At 69.9% G+C, this 21916-nt stretch carries 18 protein-coding genes and 1 pseudogene; 8 read left to right on the forward strand and 11 right to left on the reverse strand.

Annotation, left to right across the window (positions count from 1 at the left end):
* Window positions 1-305: 305 nt before the first annotated feature.
* Both H2Q94_RS10635 and H2Q94_RS10640 read left to right on the forward strand, forming a co-directional pair.
* Window positions 306-1001, forward strand: coding sequence for a hypothetical protein (locus H2Q94_RS10635; RefSeq protein ID WP_243794350.1), 696 nt, complete (start codon window positions 306-308; stop codon window positions 999-1001).
* 219 nt (window positions 1002-1220) lie between these two features.
* Window positions 1221-1721, forward strand: coding sequence for a sigma-70 family RNA polymerase sigma factor (locus tag H2Q94_RS10640; protein WP_243794351.1), 501 nt, complete (start codon window positions 1221-1223; stop codon window positions 1719-1721).
* A 21-nt stretch (window positions 1722-1742) separates the two neighbouring features.
* Here H2Q94_RS10640 and H2Q94_RS10645 read toward each other — a convergent pair whose 3' ends face one another.
* Complete coding sequence (locus tag H2Q94_RS10645; protein WP_243794352.1) at window positions 1743-3557, reverse strand: Hsp70 family protein; 1815 nt, start codon at window positions 3555-3557, stop codon at window positions 1743-1745.
* A gap of 143 nt (window positions 3558-3700) precedes the next feature.
* On the opposite strand from H2Q94_RS10645, the gene H2Q94_RS10650 reads away from it, so the two are divergent.
* The 3 genes from H2Q94_RS10650 to H2Q94_RS10660 are packed head-to-tail and all read left to right on the forward strand — an operon-like array spanning window position 3701 to window position 6767.
* The gene (locus H2Q94_RS10650; RefSeq protein WP_243794353.1) at window positions 3701-4240 is read left to right on the forward strand and encodes a hypothetical protein; all 540 of its coding nucleotides are present in this window, start codon (window positions 3701-3703) and stop codon (window positions 4238-4240) included.
* A complete protein-coding gene (locus tag H2Q94_RS10655; protein WP_243794355.1) occupies window positions 4231-4896 on the forward strand; it encodes a response regulator transcription factor in 666 nt (221 codons plus the stop codon). The genes H2Q94_RS10650 and H2Q94_RS10655 overlap by 10 nt, the downstream gene beginning before the upstream one ends.
* A gap of 50 nt (window positions 4897-4946) precedes the next feature.
* The gene (locus tag H2Q94_RS10660; RefSeq protein WP_243794356.1) at window positions 4947-6767 is read left to right on the forward strand and encodes a hypothetical protein; all 1821 of its coding nucleotides are present in this window, start codon (window positions 4947-4949) and stop codon (window positions 6765-6767) included.
* Here H2Q94_RS10660 and H2Q94_RS10665 read toward each other — a convergent pair.
* Window positions 6745-7692 carry a sensor histidine kinase gene (locus H2Q94_RS10665; RefSeq protein WP_243794357.1) on the reverse strand — a complete coding sequence of 316 codons (948 nt, stop codon included), beginning with the start codon at window positions 7690-7692 and terminating at the stop codon, window positions 6745-6747. The two genes, H2Q94_RS10660 and H2Q94_RS10665, sit on opposite strands and share 23 nt — an antisense overlap.
* Before the next feature lie 292 nt (window positions 7693-7984).
* Window positions 7985-9079, reverse strand: coding sequence for a TIR domain-containing protein (locus H2Q94_RS10670; RefSeq protein WP_243794358.1), 1095 nt, complete (start codon window positions 9077-9079; stop codon window positions 7985-7987).
* 140 nt (window positions 9080-9219) lie between these two features.
* On the opposite strand from H2Q94_RS10670, the gene H2Q94_RS10675 reads away from it, so the two are divergent.
* Both H2Q94_RS10675 and H2Q94_RS10680 read left to right on the forward strand, forming a co-directional pair.
* Entirely contained in the window at window positions 9220-10578 is a 1359-nt protein-coding gene (locus tag H2Q94_RS10675) for a TIR domain-containing protein (protein ID WP_243794359.1), read from the forward strand.
* Window positions 10579-10854: 276 nt separating this feature from the next.
* A complete protein-coding gene (locus H2Q94_RS10680) occupies window positions 10855-12024 on the forward strand; it encodes an FAD-dependent monooxygenase (protein ID WP_243794360.1) in 1170 nt (389 codons plus the stop codon).
* Between the two features lie 14 nt (window positions 12025-12038).
* On the opposite strand, the gene H2Q94_RS10685 is transcribed toward H2Q94_RS10680, so the two are convergent.
* The 7 genes and pseudogenes from H2Q94_RS10685 to H2Q94_RS10715 all read right to left on the reverse strand — a co-directional run bounded on the left by H2Q94_RS10685 (window position 12039) and on the right by H2Q94_RS10715 (window position 19118).
* Complete coding sequence (locus H2Q94_RS10685; protein ID WP_243794362.1) at window positions 12039-13046, reverse strand: 1-aminocyclopropane-1-carboxylate deaminase; 1008 nt, start codon at window positions 13044-13046, stop codon at window positions 12039-12041.
* Window positions 13047-13295: 249 nt separating this feature from the next.
* The gene (locus tag H2Q94_RS10690) at window positions 13296-13760 is read right to left on the reverse strand and encodes a hypothetical protein (protein WP_243794363.1); all 465 of its coding nucleotides are present in this window, start codon (window positions 13758-13760) and stop codon (window positions 13296-13298) included.
* 163 nt (window positions 13761-13923) lie between these two features.
* Window positions 13924-15042, reverse strand: a pseudogene (locus H2Q94_RS10695) (HAMP domain-containing protein); the annotation flags it as partial.
* Between the two features lie 143 nt (window positions 15043-15185).
* Complete coding sequence (locus H2Q94_RS10700) at window positions 15186-15860, reverse strand: response regulator transcription factor (protein ID WP_243794364.1); 675 nt, start codon at window positions 15858-15860, stop codon at window positions 15186-15188.
* 11 nt (window positions 15861-15871) lie between these two features.
* A complete protein-coding gene (locus H2Q94_RS10705; RefSeq protein WP_243794365.1) occupies window positions 15872-16510 on the reverse strand; it encodes a phosphatase PAP2 family protein in 639 nt (212 codons plus the stop codon).
* A gap of 212 nt (window positions 16511-16722) precedes the next feature.
* Entirely contained in the window at window positions 16723-18054 is a 1332-nt protein-coding gene (locus H2Q94_RS10710) for an RbtT/DalT/CsbX family MFS transporter (RefSeq protein ID WP_243794366.1), read from the reverse strand.
* Entirely contained in the window at window positions 18051-19118 is a 1068-nt protein-coding gene (locus tag H2Q94_RS10715; RefSeq protein ID WP_309501143.1) for an alcohol dehydrogenase catalytic domain-containing protein, read from the reverse strand. The genes H2Q94_RS10710 and H2Q94_RS10715 overlap by 4 nt, the downstream gene beginning before the upstream one ends.
* A gap of 368 nt (window positions 19119-19486) precedes the next feature.
* On the opposite strand from H2Q94_RS10715, the gene H2Q94_RS10720 reads away from it, so the two are divergent.
* Window positions 19487-20410: a sugar-binding transcriptional regulator gene (locus H2Q94_RS10720; RefSeq protein ID WP_243794368.1), complete on the forward strand. Its 924-nt coding sequence runs from the start codon at window positions 19487-19489 to the stop codon at window positions 20408-20410.
* A 10-nt stretch (window positions 20411-20420) separates the two neighbouring features.
* On the opposite strand, the gene H2Q94_RS10725 is transcribed toward H2Q94_RS10720, so the two are convergent.
* On the reverse strand, window positions 20421-21626 hold the full coding sequence (locus H2Q94_RS10725; RefSeq protein ID WP_243794369.1) for a trans-sulfuration enzyme family protein: 1206 nt from the start codon (window positions 21624-21626) through the stop codon (window positions 20421-20423).
* Window positions 21627-21916 lie beyond the last annotated feature (290 nt).

Genomic DNA, 21916 nt, shown 5'->3' on the forward strand with positions numbered 1-21916 from the left:
AGGCGGCGAAATCGCCGTCCTCGCGAGGAAGCCGCTGAGGACCCGCCGGTGGTCGGCCTGGCTCGGCTCCGCCGCCGACGAGACGAAGAACAAGAACCGGGTTGCAAGAACTCCTGAAGGGGCGGTGTGGCATGTGGTTGCGACGGCGAGGTGGCAAGGGGCGGAAGATGGATTCGGGGTCGGAGCGCTCCTGCGACTTGCGCGTGCGCGGTGGGTCGGGAGTGCACGTGTCGCCGTGGGAGGAAGAGATCGAGGATTCTGACCGGGCCGGCTTCCTGTTGGAAGGGGACGGGATCGTACTTCGCTTGCGCGACGGGCGAATCGACATCCGGGAAACCCGCGGCCGGCGGGCGAACGTCCGGCTGAGCGTCCCGGTCGACACGTGCGTCGCAGCGGGCATCGAGGAGGCCCGGGCGGCGGACGGTTCGGCGGGGCTCCGGCTCGAACTGGAGGTGGAGATCTGGACGTTCTCCCGCGTGCCCACGACTTTCTCGTTGCGGTTCCCGGCCGAGCACCGGTACCGGCTCGCCGAGTTCGTGCACCTGCTCAGCTGGTCGGCTTCGCCACTGCCGATGTCGTGGACCCGAGCGGATCCGCCCGCTCCCGGCGAACCGCCGGGGCGGCGCGGCCCGTGGCCGCAGCCGACGGCGTCCATGCAGCCGCGTTTCGACACGGCCGACCTACACGGGTGGGGCGCCCCCGAGCAGTCGCACACCGAGCAGGCCGACCTTCACGGGTGGGGCGCCCCCGGGCGGCCCCTGCCGGATGACCGCCTGCCGGCCACGACCTCGGTGCCGGACCAAACCGCGGAACTGCGGGATTCCCCTTCGCAGGCACGGGTTTTCGATGTGAGCGGCGCATCGCCGACCTTCGGGAAGCTGCTCGTGACTGGAGTCCCGGACACCGGGGAATGGCTGAGCTTCCACCCGCTGCCCAGCAGTGCGGAGGTCTACGCGTTCCAGCCGCAGGGGGACTCGGACCCCGTGAACTCGGGTCGTTGACGCTCCTGTCCCGCCACAGGTGAGACCGACCTGCCGGGGGAAGGAGCTCGCGCGCACCGGGGGGACAACCCTACCGGGAAGGGGCGGCCAGCCCCGCGGAACAAGCGGGGCCACCCCGGCGAGCGGAGGGACAGCACCGCCGATTCCCGCACCGAAAATCGGCAGCATTCCTGCTAGACGGGCGGATTCCCCAGATCCGCTGCGGCGAAGGGATGCGAAATGACCACCATTGATGGTGTCATCGACGAGCACGGTGCGGCGCTGCTCTCCTACGTCACCCGGATCACCGGCGATCGATACCTGGCCGAGGACGTCGTGCAGGAGACCTGGTTGCGCGCGTGGCGCAACATCGACCGCCTGGAGAACGGGACGGGATCGGTCCGGGGCTGGTTGCTGCGGGTCGCGCACAACGTGGCCATCGACCTCCACCGAGGCAGGCGTGCCCGTCCGGCGGAGGTCGGCATCGAGGGCGACGAACTGGCGGACATCGCGGTGCAGGCCCAGCACAGCGACGAGGTGGAGAACCGCGTGGTCGTAGACGAGCTGCTCGACCGCCTCTCCCCGGTGCACCGCCGGGCGGTGATCGAGGTCTACTTCATCGACCGCACCACGAAGTCCGCGGCCTCCGAGCTCGGGGTTCCGGTCGGCACCGTGAAGAGCCGGTTGCACAACGCCCTCCGGGTGCTGCGCGAACCGCGGCTCGCCCGGGAAGCCGTGTGATCGGATGAGCGCGCACGGCGGTCAGTGGAGCGCGCCGCAGGACATGGCGTTCTCGTCGTCGGCGGCACCGGGCTCCAGGCGGATGTCCGAGAAGGTGACGTCCATCCTCTTGTCGGAGTACACGAGGAACGGAGTGTCGACCTGGTCCGGCTTCAGATCCTCGTTCAGTTCGTGCGAGGGCACGCCTTCCGGGCGCGGCGTCACCTTGGTGAAGCAGTCCAATGGGATCTTGATCGGTGTCGGCGTTCCGGTCGGTAGCCGGCGGAAGAGATCGTCGGCGGGGACTTCACCTCCGCACGGGTGGCCGCAATGGATCGCGACCCCGGCGTAGTGGGCAGGCGGTGTGCGCACGTTCGCGGTGAACACGAGCGCCCCGTGATCGCTTAGGTAAGGCCGGAGGTCGATCAGCGGGGCGTCCTCCTTGGTCTGGATGTACAGCTGGGCGGGCTGGCCGTCGTTCCAGGTGGCGCGGAGCCCGCCGGGCTCCGGCCCGACGCGCATCGCACCGTCCAGCTCGTGGGAGAACTCCGTTCCCCGCCATTCGTCCTGCGCTGAAGCGATGAAACCGGAGTACCGGTCGGAGACGGCTCCGGCGTAGATCGTCTCGGCCCCGGGGCCGCTCGTGGCGATGGCCACGACACCGACGAGCAGCGCGGCCACCGCGGCGATGCCGGACACCAACCACGCCCGCCGGACCTTCGGCAACCGTGTCCTGGTCGACGGTGTTCCGGCGGAAGCACCGGGCACGCCGGTCGGCACCGAGCTCGGCGGAACAGCGGGGCGTGCCCGCGCGGACACCTGGGCGGCGCCGAGCGCCACGGTGTACTTCGGATGCAGCGCTCCCCGGACGGGTTTGCCGAATTCGCGGGCGAGCTGCTGAGCGACGAGCGGGACCCGGGAGGAACCGCCCGCGAGCAGCACGGCGGACAGCTGGTCGGCGCGGAGTCCCGCCGACGCGATGGTGCGGTGCAGCGCTTCGACGGTGTCTCCGACCGGGCGCGCGATCAGCGCGTTGAACTCTTGCCGAGTGATGCCGAGCTCGCGCGGACCGGTGGGCAGCGGGACGTTCAGGCGCACCTCGGGTTCGCTGGACAGCGATTCCTTCGCGCGCACGCACATCGTCTCGATCGTGGCCAGCGCGTAAGCCGACCGTGGATCGTCCGGGTCGAGTGCGCTGATCGCCCCGTCGAGCCGCCGGTCGAGGTGGTCGAAGATCGCCTGGTCGAAGTCCGCACCGCCGAGGTGGTCGATTCCGTCCGGAGTGCCGAGGATTTCCATCCGGCCCGCCCGCATGCGCAGGATCGTGGAGTCGAAGGTGCCGCCGCCGAGGTCGTAGACGGCGATGACCTCGCCGTCGCCGAGGCGTCGTTCACTGGAGTAATGGGTGGCGGCGGCCTCGGGTTCGGTGACGAGGTGGAAATTCGGGACGTGCGCCAGCCGGGGGACCTCGGTGAAGTGCTGGCGCCGATAGCGCCCCCAGATCGCGGGGTAGGTGAGCACGACCGAGTCCGGCGGCCCGCCCATGGACCGGATCGCGGTGGCGAGCACGTCGCGCAGCTGCGCGGCCATCAGCGCGGTGGGGGAGAAGCCGGCTCCGCCGAGGAACAGCGGCGTCGGATCGCCCAAGCGGCGCTTGAAGTTCCGGGCGACCTGGCCCGGGTCGGCGCCCGGGTACAGCGCGGCGTCACCGGTCAGCAACGCGCCGTCCGGTGTGCGGTAGGCCGCCGAGGGAACGACCACCGCAGGCGACATCGGCACCATGCGGGTGCCCGCCGGACCGCTGACGGCAGCGGAGGTGAACGAGGTTCCGAGATCGATCCCGAGGCCGTAACGCACTGCGCGTGCCCCCTACAGGTGTGAAAGCGGCATCATGACTGCGTGTGATCGACACTAGTCGGTGTGTGATGCGGGGGATATCCCTACCCCGGTGTGGGGTTGACACACTTCCACTTGAACACGGCCCTGGTGAAACTGTGCTCATGACTCGCAGCCGGGGTGTCGCCCATCGGCGCAGACGACCGCCCGGCTGGTTGCGGATGCCGCAGCGGAGCACGGCCGAGTACCGGTTCGAGCTCGAACGCGCCTTGCACGACGGACCCACGATCGGCCTGTCGGCGCTGGCCATCGAACTCGGCCTGATCTCCGCCGAAGCCGGTGAGTCGCCCCTCGCGGCACGGATCGACGCGGTGCGGGAAGAGGTGTGCCGGATGGTGGAGGGCCTGCGCCTGCTCGGGGCGGCCGTCCACCCGCCGACGCTGGTCGTCGGCCTCGAACCGGCGTGGGCCTCGATCGCCGAGCACCACCGGCTGCGGCTTGAACTGGACCTGCCGAACCAGGCACTGCGCGCGGAGGCGCGTTCTCGAATCGGGCTCCTGGTCGCCGATCATCTGCGTAGGCTGGAACCCGGCACGTCCGTGCTGGTGCGAGTGCGGGGCAGGAGGTTCGTCCGCGTGCACATCACTGAGCGGCCGAGATCGGTGCGGCAGCGCGATTTCCGAGCGGTGCTGCGATGCGGGTAGCCGTCGCCGAAGACGGCGCGTTGTTCCGGGAAGGCCTGGTGCTGCTGCTGGAGGCGGCAGGGCACGAAGTGGTCGGTTGTGTCGGCGATGGCGATTCGTTGCTGGCGATCGTCGCCACCGAACCGGTCGACGTCGCGATCCTCGACATCCGGATGCCGCCCGAGCCGGACGGCGGACTGGTCACGGCGGAGCGGATTCGGGCGCGCAGACCGGAAACCGGCCTGCTGCTGCTCTCGCACTACGCCGAGACCCACTATCTGATGCGGGTGCTGGAGATCGGCTCGGAGCGCATCGGATACCGGCTCAAGGAACGCCTCGCGGGGGTGAAAGTGCTGGCCGACACCATGGACCGGATCGCCGCGGATGAGATCGTGATCGAGCCGGTGCTCGCCAAGCGCCTCGTCGAGGCCAGGTCGGGGCGCGAGGACAGCCCGCTGGCCACGCTGACCGAGCGGGAACTCGACGTGCTGCGGCTGATGGCGGAGGGACACGCGAACAACGCGATCGCCCAGGAACTGTTCGTCTCCGGAAAAGTCGTGGAGAAGCACATCGCCGCCATCTTCACCAAACTCGGGCTGCCGAGAGATCAAGCGGTGCACCACCGTCGAGTTCTCGCCGTGCTCGCCTACCTGCGCGCGAGCCGGATCGAGGGTTAGGAACCCCGGCACCTGCGCGGGCCGCGCTAGAAAGGACCGTCCAGCCCGACATGTCGAAGTCTCGTGTGCACGAGGTCGTCGCCACCGTTCCGCCTGATCGGCTGGTCGTCGAGTTGGTGCGGCACGTCGCCGATGCGGTCGGCGGGCAGGCGGCCTACTGCGTTCCGGTGGACGGCGATCCGACCCGGCTGCGGGTCGTCGCGGCGGCACCGGAGCACGTGCTGGTGCACGGCGGGCTTCCCGGCGAGTCGGCGCGGGAACCGGTCCGAGGCGGCGGGCTGCTGCTCGTCGCGGAAGGCCGACGTCGGCTGCTCGGCGGCGAACCGAACGCGGTCCGGGACGCCGCGAGCTGGCTGGGCATCGTCACCGAGGTGGAGCGTGCCCGCGGTGACCGCGATCGCGCCGAGGCACGCGCCCGGGGACTGCGCGCGGAGGTGGCCACCGCCCGCGAGCGGCTCGCCCAGGTCCGCGACCTCGAGCGGCGCAGGCTCGTCCGGGCGATCACCACGACGACCCTGCGGGACCTGGAGGACCTGCGTCGGCGGATCAGCGAACTCGCGGAAGTCTCCGCCGAAGACGCGCTGCTGACTCAGCTGGCCGAGCTGGGTGACGCGGTGGACGAGTTGCTGGACGGCTTCCGGGCGATCGTGCGCGGGGTGTACCCGGCGATGCTCCCGGACCACGGACCGCGGGCGGCGCTGGAGGAACTGGCGGCGACGTTGCCGCGCCCGGTCCGGTTCGGCGGGGAACTCGGGCGCCGTGCGAGCTGGGAGGTCGAATCCGGTTTCTACCACGCGGTCGCCGCCGTCCTGAACCTGCCGGTGGTGGAGGAGACGGGTTCCGATTCGGCGGTCGCCGTCGAGTTCCGGCGTGATGAGGCGATGCACGCCCGCGTGTCGTCGGCGGCCGGATCGTTGTCGACGGGTGACTTGCGTGCCGCCCTCGATCACGATGCCGCGCGGATCGTGGCTGTCGGCGGCACGATGGATTGCGCGGTGATCGACGGTACTGCGGTCGTCACCGTGTCGCTCGCGGACCGGACGGTGCGGGCGGTCCCCTCGTTCCGGAGTCAGGGCGGTGCGCTTCACCAGTGGATGCTGGATCTCGTTCGCCAGGGGCGGCACGCGTTCGGCGGCTCGGACCGGTACCGCTGGGACGCCGTCGAGGCGAGGTTGACGAGATCGCCACGGCTGGCCGTGGTCTCCGACGCACCCGTGGACCCCGCCGCGGTTGCGCGCGCTTCGAGGCTCGGGATCACGGTGGTCCTCGCCGGCGGCCCGGCGGACGAGGCGCTGGCGGAGCGCTTCCTCCGCGATGGGGATCAGGACGGATCGATCGACGCGGTGTTCACCCGAGTGCCGCCGACCTCGGCGTTCCTGATGGCACTGCGGCGAAGCAGGCAGCGGGTCGAGGTGAACCGGGAACCGGACCTCGACGCGGTGGCGAGCAGGCTGATCGAGCGGGCACCGGTGATCGCCGCTCGGCGCGCACTCGTGGCCGTGCGCGCCCTGGTGTCCGAACTGCCCGGGCAGCACCCGCTGCGGTGGGCCGTGGACCAGCTGGCCACCGAGGCGCACGAGATCGCCGAGCTGGACCTGCTCGACGCGATCCTGGCCGGTGACGTCCGGTTCCGCGACGGTGTCGCCGAGGACGCGGCGCGGTTGCTCGGCGCGCGCGGTACCGATCCGCGCTCCCGGCTCGGTTTGCCCGCCGAGTCGGACGATGAGCGGCTGCGCGCCGCCGCGCAGCACGCGGTGTCGCGGTGGCGAGAGCAGGCCCGGCGGCCGGGACTGGGCGGGCGCAACGAGGTGACCTGCGAGGCCCTGGTGCGGACCGCGGAGGGACTGCTCAACGCGGCACGTACCCCGTGACCCTGGCTCCCTGCCCAGGGGCGGAGTGGAGCGCGAGGGTCCCTCCGACGATCGCCAGCCGCGCGGACAGGTTGGGCAGCGCGGCGTTCGGCCCGTCCGGGAACCCGGGACCGTTGTCGGAGACGACGAACTCGAGCCCGGGGCGACCATCGCGAACCTGCACCGAGATGGCGGCTCCCGGCGCGTGCTTGTGCGCGTTGTTCACCACTTCCAGGCAGGCGAAGTACACGGTCGATTCGACCAGCGGCGGATGGCGGTAGCGCAGTCCGGAAGCGTCGAGCACGACGCGCTCGTGTCCGGCGAACTCCGCGCCGAGCGCCGCAGCCAAACCGGCGGACACGAGCGTGGTCGGCAGAATCCCGGCAGCCGTGTCGACGAGAACCTTCCCCGCGCCGTCCAATTTGGACAGAAGTTTGACGACCCGCCCCTCCGGCGGGGTGTTCGCATGCTCGGCGAGCGCCACCTCCATCCGCAGCGCCACCAGGTGGTGCTGGGCACCGTCGTGCAGGTCGCGTTCCAGCCCTCGCCGTTCCCGCTCCATCTCCACGGTCGCCTGCCACCGGTCGTCGACCAGTTCGCGTGTCGCGAGATCGCCGTCCCGGCGCAGCTGATCGGCCTGCGCGGCCAGCCGGATCGCGGCCAGCGGTGCACCGAGCACGGCGGCGAGCTTCGGCAGCGGCCCGACCTGCTCCGGTGCGACCGACAAGAGCCCCTGCGGCCGACCGCCGTATCCGACGGTGCACGTCGTCCACTGGCCGCGTCCGTCGCCCCACTGGTGGCAGGTTCCGGCGACGCTCACAGCGCAGCCGGTCGCTCCCAAGGCCTGCCCGATCACCGTGGCCAGGACGTGCGGATCAGGAGCGCACTCCAGGTGTCCGAGTTGTTCCGACACCGCCTCGATCGCTCGCCCTTCACGCCCCCGCACGGTGGCGAATTTAGCGCGCGATTCGGCGATATGGTCAATCTTGAGGCCGCCGCCGAACGTACTATTGTGCTTTCATTCCACGGAAACCCGTCACCGTGCGGGTTCGGTTACGCCGCCGATGCCGCCGGAAATCGCCGGAACATGCGCCAATGCCTCGATTCGGCCCGAAGTGCCGAAAGGCGACTGGGCCGTTCGAGTGGTCTTCACGCGGATGCTGTCACTCCGTGCTCGGTACCGTGTGAGTGCGGGATCTTGGCGAATCTTGATGAGCACTGCCGATCCGCGACCGAGTTCAGGTGGAAGTCCTGCTCTGCTTCAAGGCGAGCACGAGCCGATCGATCTTCTTGCGGTACTCGTTCGTCGAGGCACCGTGGAACTTGCTGGGGTTGCGAGTGTCCGCGAACAGCGGCAGCGCCACGTCGTCGATGACGACCGGGATGAAGCGTTGGCCGGTGGCGACCGACCTGCCCAGCAGCAGCTCGTACTCCTCGCGTATCCAGCCGTCGCTCATCGCGGCCCGGCTGAACACCAGCAGTCCGTGCCGGGAATCCATGACGGCCCGCCCGACGGTGTGCCCGCGTTGATCGCCGGGCAGCAGCACGTCGTGCGCGACCCGGAGTTCGCGGCGGCGCAGCTGGTCGACGAACTCGTCCGCCCACTCCGCGTCTTCGGCGGTGTGCGAGACGAAAACGTCGTACAAGAGATCGTCCGGGAGCTCGCCCGGCGCGACGGCGACCGGCGGATCGATGACCGGCGGATCGAGGGTGGCGGCGTCCTCCGTGATCGAGCGCGGGTGTGGAGCGAGTTCGATCCTCGCCACGTCGCCGCTGAGCCCGGTCAGAGCATCGCGGCCGGTCAGCAGGACGAGGGCGGTGTGATCGTTCGGCAGCAGCGGCCGTACCTGCTCGGCGTCTCGCGCGTTGTCCAGCAGCAGGAGCAGCTTCTTGCCGTTGAGTCCGGTCCAGTAGTGCTTGGATCGCTCGTCGAGGGTCGGCGCTTCGGCGTTCCGGTGATCGCCGAGACTGCGCAGGGCCATCGCGAGCGCGTTTTCGGGGTGCATGGGCGGCTTCGAACCGTGGCCGTGCAGATCGAGGTAGATCTCCCCGTCGGGAAAGGCCTCCCGGTTCCGCTGCGCCCACCGCACCGCGAGCTCGGTCTTTCCGGCGCCCGCCGCGCCGGTGATGAGGATCGGCGTGCCGTGGTCCGGATGCGCGGCGAGCAGTCCGTCCAACCGGTCCAGTTCGTCCTCGCGGCCGGTGAAGTCGGCGATGCCTCGCGGGAGCTCATGCGGTATCCGGTGGCCATGGCCGTAAACGTTGACGGTGTCCACTTCGTTGGCTTGAACGGAGGTGCTGTTCCATTGGCGCACCGTGTTGCGCGTGTTCACGTTACGATCTCGGCGTCCGTCGTCGGGTGAATTCGCCACGCTACGATCCTAGCGAAGTTCGAGTTCCCGAGTGCCCGAATCCGCTGAAGATCCGCTGGTCGAACAGGTGCGAGTACGGTCGTGGCGGCCGATTCACGGGGGTGGTCGCAATCGACGTGTTCGTCTCTTACGCCAACGATGACTCGCGATGGGCCGAAGGACTCGCCGAACAGCTGCGCGATCGCGGACTGGAAGTCTATTTCGACGAATGGCACCTGTTGCCGGGCGATCTGGTGGTGCATCAACTGGAACGTGCTTTCCGGGAATCCCACAGTGGAATCGCGGTGATCAGCCCCGCCTCGGAGAGTTCGGCGAGCGCCCGTGGCGAGTACGCCGCGCTCTACCAGGAATCCGTGCGCCGCGGCCTGCGGTTGATCCCGGTGCTGATCGGAGGGGCAACGCCGCCGCCGTTCGCCGGCACCCGGGTGAGCCTGGACTTCAGCGGAGTCGGCGGGGCCGCGTACGGCGAGGAGGTCGACCGGCTCGCCGCCGCCATCAAAGAACGCCCCGCCGCCCGCGCACAGGTCCGTCGCGCCGTCGTCGTCTGCTACGCCCCCGCCGATCAGGAGTACGGGCGACGGCTGGTGGAACAGCTCGAAGCCGCCGGGCTGCCCACCTGGTCGGAGGCGGACCTCCTGCTGGGCGACGAGCACTTCCCGGCGATCAGGAATCAGCTGCGGGACTCGATCGCGATCGTCGTCCTGATGTCCCAGGAGTCGCAGGACAGCGACCACATCACCCGCATGATCCTGGAAGGCCAGATTCACCATCGGCCGTTCGTCCCGGTCCTGCTGCGTGGACGACGCAACTACCACCTGGCCAACACCTGGTACCTGGACGCCCGGGACGGCCGGCTCCCGGCGACCCGGGATCTGGCGGTTCTGCACCGACTTCACGACGCCGCCACGGCGGAGACTTCGGCCGACAGCACCACCATGCCGCCCGCCCCGCCGCCGAATCGACGGGCACCGGCGGTCCGCGTCCCGGCGGCGACATCGCTGGGCCTGCTCGATCGCTACCTCACGGACCGGGAACTCGAGTACGCCGACCTGCTCACCACGACCGTGCTGCTGGACGCGGCGGCCCGCTTGGAGGACGGCTGGCTGCGACGGGCCGACGGGCGGACGCTGCCGCTCGACCTGCTCACCGCCATCGACGAGTTGTGGGCCGGGCACACCCGCGGCACGCAGGGCTTCACCGCACAACGCGGCCAGGCCGAGGTCCGGCGGTCCGCGGACTTCCTCCGCGCGTCGCTGGCCTACGGATGGCGCGCGTCGGACCGCGAGCCGATTTCGCGCTATCAACCGGGATTCACCGAGCGGGCAGGCCCCGGCGGCCGCGACGGCTTCTTCCCGACGTTGCGCAATCCCCAGAACGAGCACTTCCAGGACTGGTACGAACAGTGGACGCTGACCGTCACCGCCGTCCACCTCCGACTCCGAGACCAGAGCGGCACCTGAGGTCCGGTTCTCACCCGGGCGGTGACTTCGAGGGCGACCCGGTCGGGTAGCCGGTGGCGCTCGCGACGAAGGCGGCGGCCCCAGGGGCGGGGCGCTGTACGCGGAGTAATTCGACGGTGACAAATACGAAGACCGGTCGGATTGATGAGGTATCGCCTATTAATGTGACGTGATGTGTCGAATAGATCGAGAGGTGTCGGCGGCATCGGTCTGTTCGTTCAATGCGTTGCGGCGTACCGTCGGTGCGACGGTTCTTCTGCGGCGAAACGAGGCGTTGTGTCTGCGACGACATCGGTGGCGATCATCGGCGGCGGAATCGGCGGGCTGACGCTCGCGGCGGCGCTGCGTCGGCGCGGGATGGACGCAGTGGTCTACGAGCAGGCTCCTGAACTGCGTGAAGTCGGCGCCGCGGTGGCTCTGTCAGCGAACGGGAATCGGGTGCTGCACGAGCTCGGCCTGCGTGACGGGCTCGCCGAATGCGGCGCCGTGCCGACGGAGTTGATCTATCGGAATTGGGGAAGTGGTGCGCGCATCGCCGCTTACGGTGTCGGCGCGGACTACGAACGCCGGTTCGGCGCGCCTTATTACGGCGTGCATCGGGCGGACTTGCAGAAGTGCCTCGCGCGTGTGTGTGGAGACCGAGTGCGCTTGAATCACCGTCTCGTCGATATGGCCGATTCGGGCAATGGTCATCGGCTGGAATTCGCCAATGGTGCGGTGGCCTCGGCCGACCTGGTCGTCGGGGCCGACGGGGTGCACTCGACGGTGCGGCGGTGGGTCACCGGTGAGGAGACCGCGGTGTACTCGGGCACAAGCGGGTTCCGCGGACTGGTTCCGGCGGAGCAGCTGCCGTCGCTGCCCGACCCGGGCGCGATCCAGTTCTGGATGGGGCCGGGGGCGCACGTGCTGCACTATCCGATCGGCGACGGCTCGGTCGTCAACTTCCTCGCCGTCGTGCACGAACCGGAGCAGTGGGCCGGGGACACCTGGACCGAGCGGATGCCGCTGGAAGAGATCAGCACCTGCTTCGACGGCTGGCATCCCGGGGTGCGCGAGATGATCGAGCGCACGTCGTTGCCGCAGCGCTGGGCGCTGTTCGGCCAGCGGCCGCTGAACCACTGGTACCGGGACGGGGTCGTGCTGCTCGGTGACGCGGTGCACGCGATGCTGCCGCACCACGGTCAAGGCGCGAACCAGACCATCGAGGACGCCGCGACCCTCGCGGAGTGCCTGCACCGCGCGGACCGCGAGGAAGCGCTGGCCCGCTACGAGCGCCTGCGGCGGGCACGGACGCGTGCGGTGCAACGCAGTTCTTGGACGGCCTCGGACCTGCTGCACCTGCCGGACGGCCTGCGAGCCGAGCAGCGCAACCGGGCGCTGGAGAACATCCCGGCCACCTTGCGGTGGATCCATGCCCACGACGCCCGCGCCACCGCAGCAGCCTGACTCGCGGTCGTCGCTCAGCTGAAGGCGCCTGAATAGGCGTTGAGCGCGGGTTGTCCGCCGAGGTGGGCGTAGAGGACGTTCGAGGTGTCGTCGATTTCGCCGTCGCGGATCAGGTCGATGAGTCCGGCCATCGACTTGCCCTCGTAAACCGGGTCGATGATCATGCCTTCGAGCCTGCCGCAGAGCCGGATCGCGTCGATCGTGGACTGCACCGGGATGCCGTAGTGGTCGCCCGCCCAGCCTTCGAGGATCGTGATCTCGTCGTCGCGCAGGTCGCGTCCCAGCTCGATCAGGTCCGCGGTGTGCCGGGCGATCCGTGCGACCTGTTCGCGGGTCTTGTCCACGGTGGCGGACGCGTCGATGCCGATGATCCGGCGCGGTCGCTGCTGACCGGCGAACCCGGCGATCATGCCGGCGTGCGTCGAGCCGGTGACGGTGCAGACGACGATCGTGTCGAAGAAGATTCCGAGCTGTTCCTCCTGCTGCGCGACTTCCTCCGCCCAGTTGGCGAAGCCGAGTCCGCCGAGCTTGTGCTCGGATGCGCCCGCGGGGATGCCGTAAGGGGTGCCACCGGCCGCCCGGACCTCTTCCAGCGCGTCTTCCCACGACCGGCGGATCCCGATGTCGAAGCCGCTCGGGTCCAGCTGCACGTCGGCGCCCATGATCCGGGAGAGCAGGATGTTGCCGACCTTGTCGTTGACCGCGTCGGGCCAGTCCACCCATTTCTCCTGGACCAGCTTTGCCTTGAGCCCCAATTTCGCCGCGACGGCGGCGACCTGGCGGGTGTGGTTGGACTGGTGGCCGCCGATGGAGACCAGCGTGTCGGCGCCCGAAGCGAGCACGTCGGGAACGATGTACTCGAGTTTGCGGGTCTTGTTGCCGCCGTAGGCCAGGCCGGAGTTGCAGTCCTCGCGCTTGGCCCAGATCCGCGCCCCGCCCAGGTGCGCGGTGAGCCGGTCCAGCGGGTGGATCGGGCTGGGCCCGAACAGCAGCGGGTGGCGCGGGAAGTCGGCCAGTGACACGGAATCTCCTGGTTCTTGTCCGGGACGGCCCGGCGGTGCGTCGTGGACCGTCATCTCGTGGGTGCGAGTGCCGATGATCTCGTTGGAGGATTGCACAGGATGGGATCGGCCGGGTGATCTCACGCGAGGTTTCCACGGGGCGATCGCGGATGGTCTCGGCGGCGCGCTGCACGGGCTCGATCAGCTGGGGCGCGTCCGGCCGGTCGCTCGCCGACTCCTGGAGCAGCGCTCGGAAGCACCCGCACGCGGCTAGCCCGGGATGGGGCAGGCCGCCAAGGCGCGGGTGTGGTCGGGGAATCGCACCTGCCCGCCATCCGCGGCCGTGCACGTGATCTGGTCGAGGGCGGTGGCGGACAGTTCGCCGGAGTGCGGGGACGGAAGCACCCGCACTCGTTCCGCGGCTTCCAGCGTCACCGAGAACGGCGCGGCCTCGGGCGGCACCTCGGTGGTGAGTCCACGCGCACGTTCCTCGCTGGTGGGGCCTTGCGCGAGCAGCGCGAGCGCCTCGGCGCGCGAGAGCGGGGCGCCCGGGCGCGGCACCGGCACGAGCCGGCCCTCGGACAGCAGGTACAGGGTCGTCGCCTCGTCCGGTGCCGCCAGCCCGCTCGGCGGCGAGGAACCGACGATGACGCCGCTCGACCGCACCCCGCAGCCGGCGAGCAGGACCAGCGCGACGGCGGCGGAGAGCACCCGCAGGCCGAGCGTTCCGCTCATTCGCGCCCCTCCGCTTCGCGCGCCCGGCGCGGCAGGCGCAGCGTGAACACGGCACCGCCGTCCTCGGGTTGGCCGCGGAGAGCTCGCCTCGGTGGTCGCCGTCGCGGTGCAGGGTCGCGTTCTCCCGCGCGATCGACATGCCGAGTCCGCTGTCCTCCGAACGAGTGCGCGCGGTGTCGGCCTTGTAGAACCGGTCGAACACGTGGGGCAGCACCTCGGGGTCCAGGCCCGGTCCGTGGTCGCGGACCTCGACGGAGACCTGGTTCGCGTCCGCGCGCAACCGCACCGACACGGGAGGAGATCCGTGCCGCAACGCGTTGCCGACGAGGTTCGCGACGATGACGTCCACTCGCCGGGGATCGACCGTCGCCGTGATCGCGGGCAGGTCGGTGTCGACGAGGTCGGTCCAGCCTCGTGTCCGCAGCGTCGCCCGCACCACCTCGGACATGTCGACGTCGTCCAGCACGAGCAGCGCGGTGCTGGAGTCGAACCTGCTGATCTCCATCAGTTCGTTCACCAGCCTGCTGAGGTTGCGGGTTTCCCTGCTGACCAGCCGAGCGGCCTCGCCGAGGTCCTCGGGCAGCCGATCGGCGTCCTCGTCGAGCATGTCGGCCACCGGTGTCACCGCGGCGAGCGGGGTGCGCAGCTCGTGCGACACGTCGGCGGCGAAGCGCTGGGCGTCCGCTTTCATCGTGTGCAGCCGGGCCACGTGCTGTTGCAGCTCCGCGGCCGTGTTGTTGAAGGTGTGCGCCACCCGGGCCAGTTCGTCGGTGCCGTGCACGGTCATCCTGGTCCGCAGATCTCCCTCGCCCAGCCGTCGCGCCGCGTCGCTGAGCTCGCGGACCGGGCGCAGCACTCCGCGCACGATCAGCAGTGCCACCACGATCGCGGCCAGCAGGGCCGCCGCGCCGATCAGCCAGGCGCGCGCGGTGAGCTGCTCGATGCTGCGCTGCTCTTCGAGCAGGTCGTGGGTCTTGTAGACCTCGATCCCGGACGGCCGGACGGTGTGGTCCGGCTGCACGAGCAGCAGCGGTGTCCCGATGAACAGGATCGGCCTCCCGCCGCGCGACACCCGCTGCCACGCGAGTTCACCGCTTTGCACCGCGCGGCGCAGCTCCGCGGGAACCGCGTTCGGGTCCAGGCCGTTGTTGGTGTGGTCACCGCGGTGGACGGCGACCGCGGAGCCGTCCCGATCGTTGACCACGCCGGCGATCTCGTCGAGCGCGGCCCGTCCCGGCGCGGTGCCCGGTAGCGGGAACACCGCCTCCAGCCGGGTCGTCATCTCGTGCACCGCGGAATCCTGGGCCTGGCGCAGGATCAGGTTGCGTGCCTGCACGTACGAGGCGCCCGCGACGGCCACGGTGGTGATCACGCTCAGCAACGCGAACGCGAGCAGCAACCGGGTGCGCAACCCGAGGAAGCGACTCACAGCGGCCCGAACCGGTAGCCGAACCCGCGCACCGTCTGCACGTAGACCGGCTGCGCGGGGAGGTCCTCGATCTTCGCGCGCAATCGCTGCACGCAGGCGTCGACGAGCCGCGAATCGCCCAGATAACCCTGGTCCCACACGGATTCCAGCAGCTGCCTGCGGCTGTGCACCCGGCCGGGCGCGGCCGACAACACCAACAGCATGCGCATCTCGGTCGGTGTCAGGCCGACCGTGGCGGCCCCCTTCGTCACCACCAGGCCCGCCCGGTCGATCGTCAGGTCTCGGTGCCGCTCGGGCGCGGCCTGCTCCCGGACCGCGCGCCGCAGCACCGCGCGGATCCTCGCCTCCAGCACCCGTGCCTGCACCGGCTTCACCACGTAGTCGTCCGCGCCGGCCTCCAGCCCGGCCACCACGTCCATGTCATCGCTGCGGGCGGTCAGCATGATGATCGGCACGTCGCTCGTGGCCTGGATCCGGCGGCAGACCTCAAAACCGTCGAGACCGGGCAGCATGAGGTCCAGCACCACGACATCGGGACGATCGGTGCGCGCCCGGTCCAGTCCCAGCTCCCCGGACTCCACCGCGTCCACCCGGTGCCCTTGCCGGGTCAGCGCCAAATCGAGGCTCTGCCGCACCGCGGAATCGTCCTCGATCAGCAACACCCGTGACATGCCGTGGAGTATCACACCCACCTTCGGCCCGCCGACCACGCGACCAGGCAGCCCAGTGCCGCCACCACCAGCACCGCTCCCACCGAGTCGCTGACCCGGTGCCAGCCCACGAGCACCGTCGCCGCGCCGACGGCGGCGACCACCACGGCGCCCGCAACGGCGGCCCGCCACCGCAGATGCGCGGGCACCGCGAACAGGACGGTGCACACGATCGCCGCCACGACGGTGACGTGGCCGCTGGGGAAGCTGTTGTGCGAGGTCGCGTCGGCCACGTCGAACTCGGGGCGGGGCAATGCCGCTTTGAGCAGCCGGGCCGCGGTGAACGAGCACACGACCACGACGATGCCTGCGAGCGCGGCGCGAATTCGGCCACCGAACGCGCTCGCCAGCACCACACCGGCGAGCACGCCGCCCAGCACGAGCGGGTCACCGGAGCACCAGAGCAGGCCCCTCGCGAGTACGAACAGGAAGCCGCCGCGGTCCGCTTCGGGCGAGATCCCCTGGTCCAACGCCTGGCCGGGGTGCGTCCACACCAACGCGAAAGCCGTCAGGACCACACCGATCAGGCAGGCCGAGGCCGCTTTCGGCAGCCTTGCGCGGCGATCGGCCTCATCGGCGGCCGATGCCGCGCGTTGTGAAATCTCTGCCATCCCACCAATGTCGACCGACGATGTCCGCGTCGTGCGACCCGCATGTCATGGTTCTGTCACAGGCCCGCAGCGGACACGGCGGAACGACGAGCTCCGGCGAACCCCGAGCTGGTCCGCGTCGTGGCCTTTCTTCCGAGTTCCCAACAAAAAGCAGGTCCGCCCGTGGTCGGAAGAACCACGAGCGGACCCGCCTCGCCATCAGCCGGACGTGATCAGCTGCTCGCCGCCACGGCCGAGCGGTTCTCGTCCTCCGGCACCTTCAGGTAGCCGACCATCACGAACGCGGCGGCGTAGAGCAGGACGAACGCCCACACCACGGCGGCGTTCCCGAGGCCGACGGCCAGGACGACGGCCGGTACGGCAGCGCCGAGGAAGGCAGCACCGCCCGCCGCGGTGGTGTACATGGCCATCGCTGCACCCTTCTGCTCGTCGACGAGCGCGGGCATGATCGCGCCCATCGGCACGAACCCGGCCAGCAGTGCGCCGAACACGCAGCCCGCGGCGGTCGCGGCCCAGAAACCCCACACCGAGCCGGCGGGAACGAGGTGCGCCACGTACCACCAGGCGAGCAGGCCGACCGCGGACCCGAAGACGCCGAACCACTGCACGGTGCGCCGCCAGCCCCACCGGTCCCCGATGGCGCCGAACACGGCGTTGAGCAGGATGTTGGACGCGTAGACCAACGTCGTCATGATCAGCCAGCGCGACTGGCCCCAGCCGAGCTCTTCGGCGATCACCGTCGGCAGGATGATGAACATGCCGTACTGGGGCGCGGTGTTGATCAGCCGCACGAGGAAGCCCATCAGGATCTTCGGCCGCCGCACGGTCAGCCGCAGACCCGCGGTCAGCACCTCGCTCGCCGACAACTCCGGCGGCGCGACGCGGCTGTCGCCCCGCGGCTCGTGCACCGCGAACTGCCCGATCAGGAACCCGATCACCACGAGCGCGATGGAGGCGACCATCGCCCCGGTCTCACCGCCCGTGCCGCCGCCGAAGACCGGGATCATGCCCAGCGCGTACAGCGAGCCCAGCGTGGGCAGGCCGCCGGTGAACATCACGTAGAACCAGCCGACGGCTTTTCCGTTGCGGTGCACCGGGGTGACGACGTTGACCCAGACCAGGAACGCGAACGCGAACAGCGGATAGCCGAACCCGCGCAGGAAGTAGGTCAGGAACACCAGCGGCATGCTGCCGGTGCCGAGGCTCAGCAGGAACAGCACTTCGAACACGACCCACACGGCGGCGCCGAGCTGCATCACGCGGCGCGGCCCCCACAGGTCGGCCAGCACGCCCGAGAGGTAGCTGCCCACCAGCACGGACACGCCGTACATCGAGATGATCGTGCTGACGGTGGTGGCGGGACTGCCCAGCACCGTCTCGATGTGCGGGGAGATGAAGTTGGTCTCGGTCCCGTTGCCGGTCATGAAGACCAGCACCGCGAAGAAGCCCCAACGCAGCGAATGCGGGATGCCGACCCGGTCCAGGAACGTGTCCTGCGTTCTTGCGGTGGCGGTATTGGTCATGGTGGTGGCCTCTGCGTTCACGCGTTGGGAAGGATCGAGACCTTCACCGACGCACCCGAGGTGTCGGCGACCAGGTCCAGTGCTCGCTGGAAATCGCTCAGCGGTAGCTGGTGGGTGCAGATCGCCTCGACCGGGATCTTCCCCTGCTCCAGCAGCTTGATCGCCGCGGGCCAGCAGTGCGGCCCGAGGTGCGCGCCGAGAACGTTGAGCTCCTTGTCGTCGGAGATGATCGACCAGTCGACCGTCACGTCCGAACCGAAGACCGAATACTCCACGTAGGTCCCGAGCTTGCGCAGCAGGTTCAATCCCTGCCCGACCGCCGGAGTGGCGCCGGTGCCCTCCAGGTAGACGTCGGCGCCGTAGCCCTCGGTCAGTTCCGCGACCTTGGCGACCACGTCCTCCTTCGCGGGGTTGAACGTGATGTCGGCCCCGCAGCGGCGGCCCAGTTCGAGCTTGTCGTCGTCGAGGTCGAGCGCCACCAGCGTCATCGGGTTCTTCTGCCGGGCACCGGCGATGAGACCCAGACCGATGGGGCCGCAGCCGGCCACGACCACCACGTCGCCGAACGTGATGCCCGCGCGTTCCACCGCGTGCAGCGCGCACGAGAGCGGTTCGGCGTAAGCGGCGTGCTCCGGCTTCAGGTCGTGCGAGACCTTGTGCGCCCGCGCCTTTTTCGGCACCAGCGTGTACTGGGCCATCGCGCCGTTGTAGTTGCGGAAGCCGAACATGTCGTGCGGGCCGCACATCCAGTACTGGCCGCGGCGACAGTAGCGGCACTCCTCGCAGGGCACGATCTGCTCGCAGGCGATCCGGTCGCCGAGTTCGACCCGGTGGTGCTCCAGCGCCTCCTGATCACCGGCCACGATGGTTCCGACGAACTCGTGCCCGGGCGTGATGCCCTTTTGCGCCCAAGCGGACCGGTTCTCGTCGCCCCAGAACTTCGCCGCGCCGTGGTAGCACTTCAGATCGCTGGCGCAGACACCGACCGCTTCTACTTCGATCAACAGTTCGCCCGCGGCCGGTTCGGGGACGTCGACCTCTTCTAGGCGGTAGTCCTCCGGGCCGTGGACGACGACAGCCGACATTCGGCTGGGAATGGGGTTCGGCACCTTTGCCTCCAGTGGTTCCACAACACAATCAATCGACCCGCTCGCCGAGGCGGCGGGTCAGTTTCGTTCCCGGGGCAGGCTGCGGCCAATGGCAGCGATCAGCAGGGCGCTCGTGGGTCGCGATGCGCTCGCGGAGAGGGGCCGGGCAACGTCGAGCGGCGGCGGTGACGCGTCCCTGCCGCCTGGCCCGGCTTCGGCGGGCCGGTCCTGTCGTGTTGCCGTGCACTGCTCTCCTCGCACGTCTGACCCCGATGTCGACGAAGTGCTAACCTTCCGATCCGCGCCGCTCATTAGTCAACATGGACCGCTCAAATGAGCGGTCGGAGGGTCAGTCGGGAGGACAGGTGGGTCCGGAGCGGCAGATGCTGGCCGCGCTCGTCGCGACGAAGCACTACTTCGAGAAGCAGACGAAATCCCAGATCGCCGAGGAACTCGCGCTGTCCCGGTTTCAAGTCGCGCGGCTGCTCGAAGCGGCGCACGTGGAAGGCATCGTGCGCATCACCGTGGAGCTTCCCTCCGGTGTGGACGCCGAGCTCTCGGACCGGCTTCGCCGCCGTTTCGGGCTCAAGCGCGCACTCGCCGTGGTCACCGCCGACGATCCGGCGACGCGCCGGAGGCAGCTCGGGCAGGTCGCGGCCGACCTGCTCGCCGACGTGGTGACCGAGGACGACTGCCTCGGCGTCGCCTGGGGGCGCACGCTCGGCTCGATTCCCGCCGCGCTCACCAGGCTGGCGACCTGCCCGGTGGTCCAGCTGACGGGCGTCGCCGGTTCCGTCTCGGAGAACACCGTTGAACTGGTGCGGCAGATGTCCGCGGTCAGCGGCGGTCCGGCGACCCCGATCTACGCGCCCTTCGTCGTCGCCGACACCGCGACGGCCCACGGACTGCGCAGCCAGCCCGGAATCGCCCGCGCGCTCGAGCTGCACCGGACGGTGACCCGGGCAGTGGTCGGGGTCGGCAGCTGGGACCCGCCCGATTCGAAACTGCACGACTCGTTGCCGGTGGAGGAGCGGCGAGTGTTGCTCGGCAAGGGCGTGCAGGCCGAGGTGTGCGGGACGCTGCTCAACGCGCAGGGCGGGGTGGTCAGCGGGCTCGAGAACCGCTGCATCGCCATCCCGGCGGAACTCCTGCGGAAGGTCCCCGAGGTCATCGCCGTGGGCGGCGGGGCCACGAAGATCAAGGCCATGCTCGCCGCGATCCGATCCGGCCTCATCCACGGCCTCGTCACCGACGCCACCGCCGCCAACGAGCTGCTGTCGCTGGAGTGACCTCGGGAAATCAGGCCGGTAGTGCGGTGTCGAGTGCTGCGCGGAGGTCGGCGATGAGATCGTCGGGGTCTTCAAGACCGACCGAGAGCCGCAGGTGGCCGTAGCGCTGGAACGGCTCGGGGTAGTGCTCGTCGCCGCCCCGGGTACCGGGCGCTACGTGCACGATCAGCGATTCGTCGTGCCCGAGCGAGACGGCGGAAGTGATCACGCGCAGCGCGTTGACGAACCGGTTCTGCACCGCGGCGTCGCCGTCCAGCGCGAAGGCCAGCACCGCCCCGAAGCCGCGGCCGCCGAACTGCCGTGCGGCGAGCTCGTGCTGCGGATGCTCCGGCAGGCCGGGGTAGGCCACGAACGCGGTCCGCGGGTCGGCGTCGAGGACTGCGGCGATCCGCTGCGCGGTGGCGAGGTGCTGCCGCAGTCGCAGCGGCAACGTCACGGAACCCCGCATGATCAGCCAGGCGTTGAACGGCGCGAGGACCCCGCCCACGTCCACGCTCGCGTCGTTGCGGATCGTCGAGACGAGTTCGCGGGAGCCGATCACCGCCCCGCCCATGGCGTCGCCGTGGCCGTTGATGAACTTCGTCAGCGAGTGCACCACCAGGTCGGCCCCGTCGGCCAGCGCCCGGTACAGAGGCGGCGGGGTGAACGTGCCGTCCACGCTCAGCAGCGCCCCCGCAGCGTGCGCGATGTCCGCCACCGCGCCGATGTCGGTGACCGCGGTGGTCGGGTTGGCGATCGTCTCCACGTGCACCAGCCGCGTGGACGGGCGTACCGCGGCGCGCACTGCCTCCAGGTCGGCGGTGTCGACGAACGTCGCCTCGATTCCGTAGCGCTTCGGCAGCAGTTCGGCGAACAGCCGCCACACCGCCTCGTAGGTCACCGCCGAGACCACCACGTGGTCGCCGCTGCGCAGGTGGGTGAAGAACACCGCGTGCAGCGCGGCGACCCCGCTGGCGAACACCAGCGCCTGCTCGCCGCCTTCCAGCGCGGCGAGCTTCGTCTCCAGTGCGTGCTGGTTGACGTTCCCGTTGCGGGCGTAGATCAGGGTGTCGGGATCCGACCAGCTCACCTTCGAGGCGTCCTCGGGAAGGGCGTAGGAATTGGCCAGCACCAGCGGAGTGCGCAGTGCCCCTGAGGCATCGATGGCGTTCCCGCCGTGCACTGCCCAAGTGTCGTCGCCGAGCGTGGCGGGATCGTGCTTGTCCGGAGTGGACATTCCTCTTCCCTTCGTTGCGGTGGTATCCGATCGCGGCGGTGAGGGGGCCGAAGGGTTCGTGCAGCGCCGGTTTCCTCGTGGCGCCCGCGGCGATCGAGTGCATGTCCGAAATGGACGACGTCAGGTCGTTCCGGTGAGCACCCGAAGCCCCTCGCCTGATCCCAGCTCGGGGTCAACGGTGAGATGTGGGTGCCGGATCGTCGTCGGTCATGGCGACGAGGTTAGGGGACGCTCACCGCTCGCGAGAGGGGTTGCACTGGGTTCCATCCGCCCGGCCGAACTGCGGCAAC

It is taken from the genome of Saccharopolyspora gloriosae, assembly GCF_022828475.1.
In the GTDB taxonomy this organism is placed as follows: Bacteria; Actinomycetota; Actinomycetes; order Mycobacteriales; family Pseudonocardiaceae; genus Saccharopolyspora_C; species Saccharopolyspora_C gloriosae_A.

Excerpts from the sequence above, each read along its gene's own strand:
- H2Q94_RS10640 (WP_243794351.1), top strand. The coding sequence starts at position 1,221 with ATGACCACCATTGATGGTGTCATCGACGAGCACGGTGCGGCGCTGCTC.
- H2Q94_RS10650 (WP_243794353.1), top strand. The coding sequence starts at position 3,701 with ATGACTCGCAGCCGGGGTGTCGCCCATCGGCGCAGACGACCGCCCGGC.
- H2Q94_RS10655 (WP_243794355.1), top strand. The coding sequence starts at position 4,231 with ATGCGGGTAGCCGTCGCCGAAGACGGCGCGTTGTTCCGGGAAGGCCTG.
- H2Q94_RS10660 (WP_243794356.1), top strand. The coding sequence starts at position 4,947 with ATGTCGAAGTCTCGTGTGCACGAGGTCGTCGCCACCGTTCCGCCTGAT.
- H2Q94_RS10690 (WP_243794363.1), bottom strand. The coding sequence starts at position 13,760 with ATGAGCGGAACGCTCGGCCTGCGGGTGCTCTCCGCCGCCGTCGCGCTG.
- H2Q94_RS10700 (WP_243794364.1), bottom strand. The coding sequence starts at position 15,860 with ATGTCACGGGTGTTGCTGATCGAGGACGATTCCGCGGTGCGGCAGAGC.
- H2Q94_RS10705 (WP_243794365.1), bottom strand. The coding sequence starts at position 16,510 with ATGGCAGAGATTTCACAACGCGCGGCATCGGCCGCCGATGAGGCCGAT.
- H2Q94_RS10715 (WP_309501143.1), bottom strand. The coding sequence starts at position 19,118 with ATGTCGGCTGTCGTCGTCCACGGCCCGGAGGACTACCGCCTAGAAGAG.
- H2Q94_RS10725 (WP_243794369.1), bottom strand. The coding sequence starts at position 21,626 with ATGTCCACTCCGGACAAGCACGATCCCGCCACGCTCGGCGACGACACT.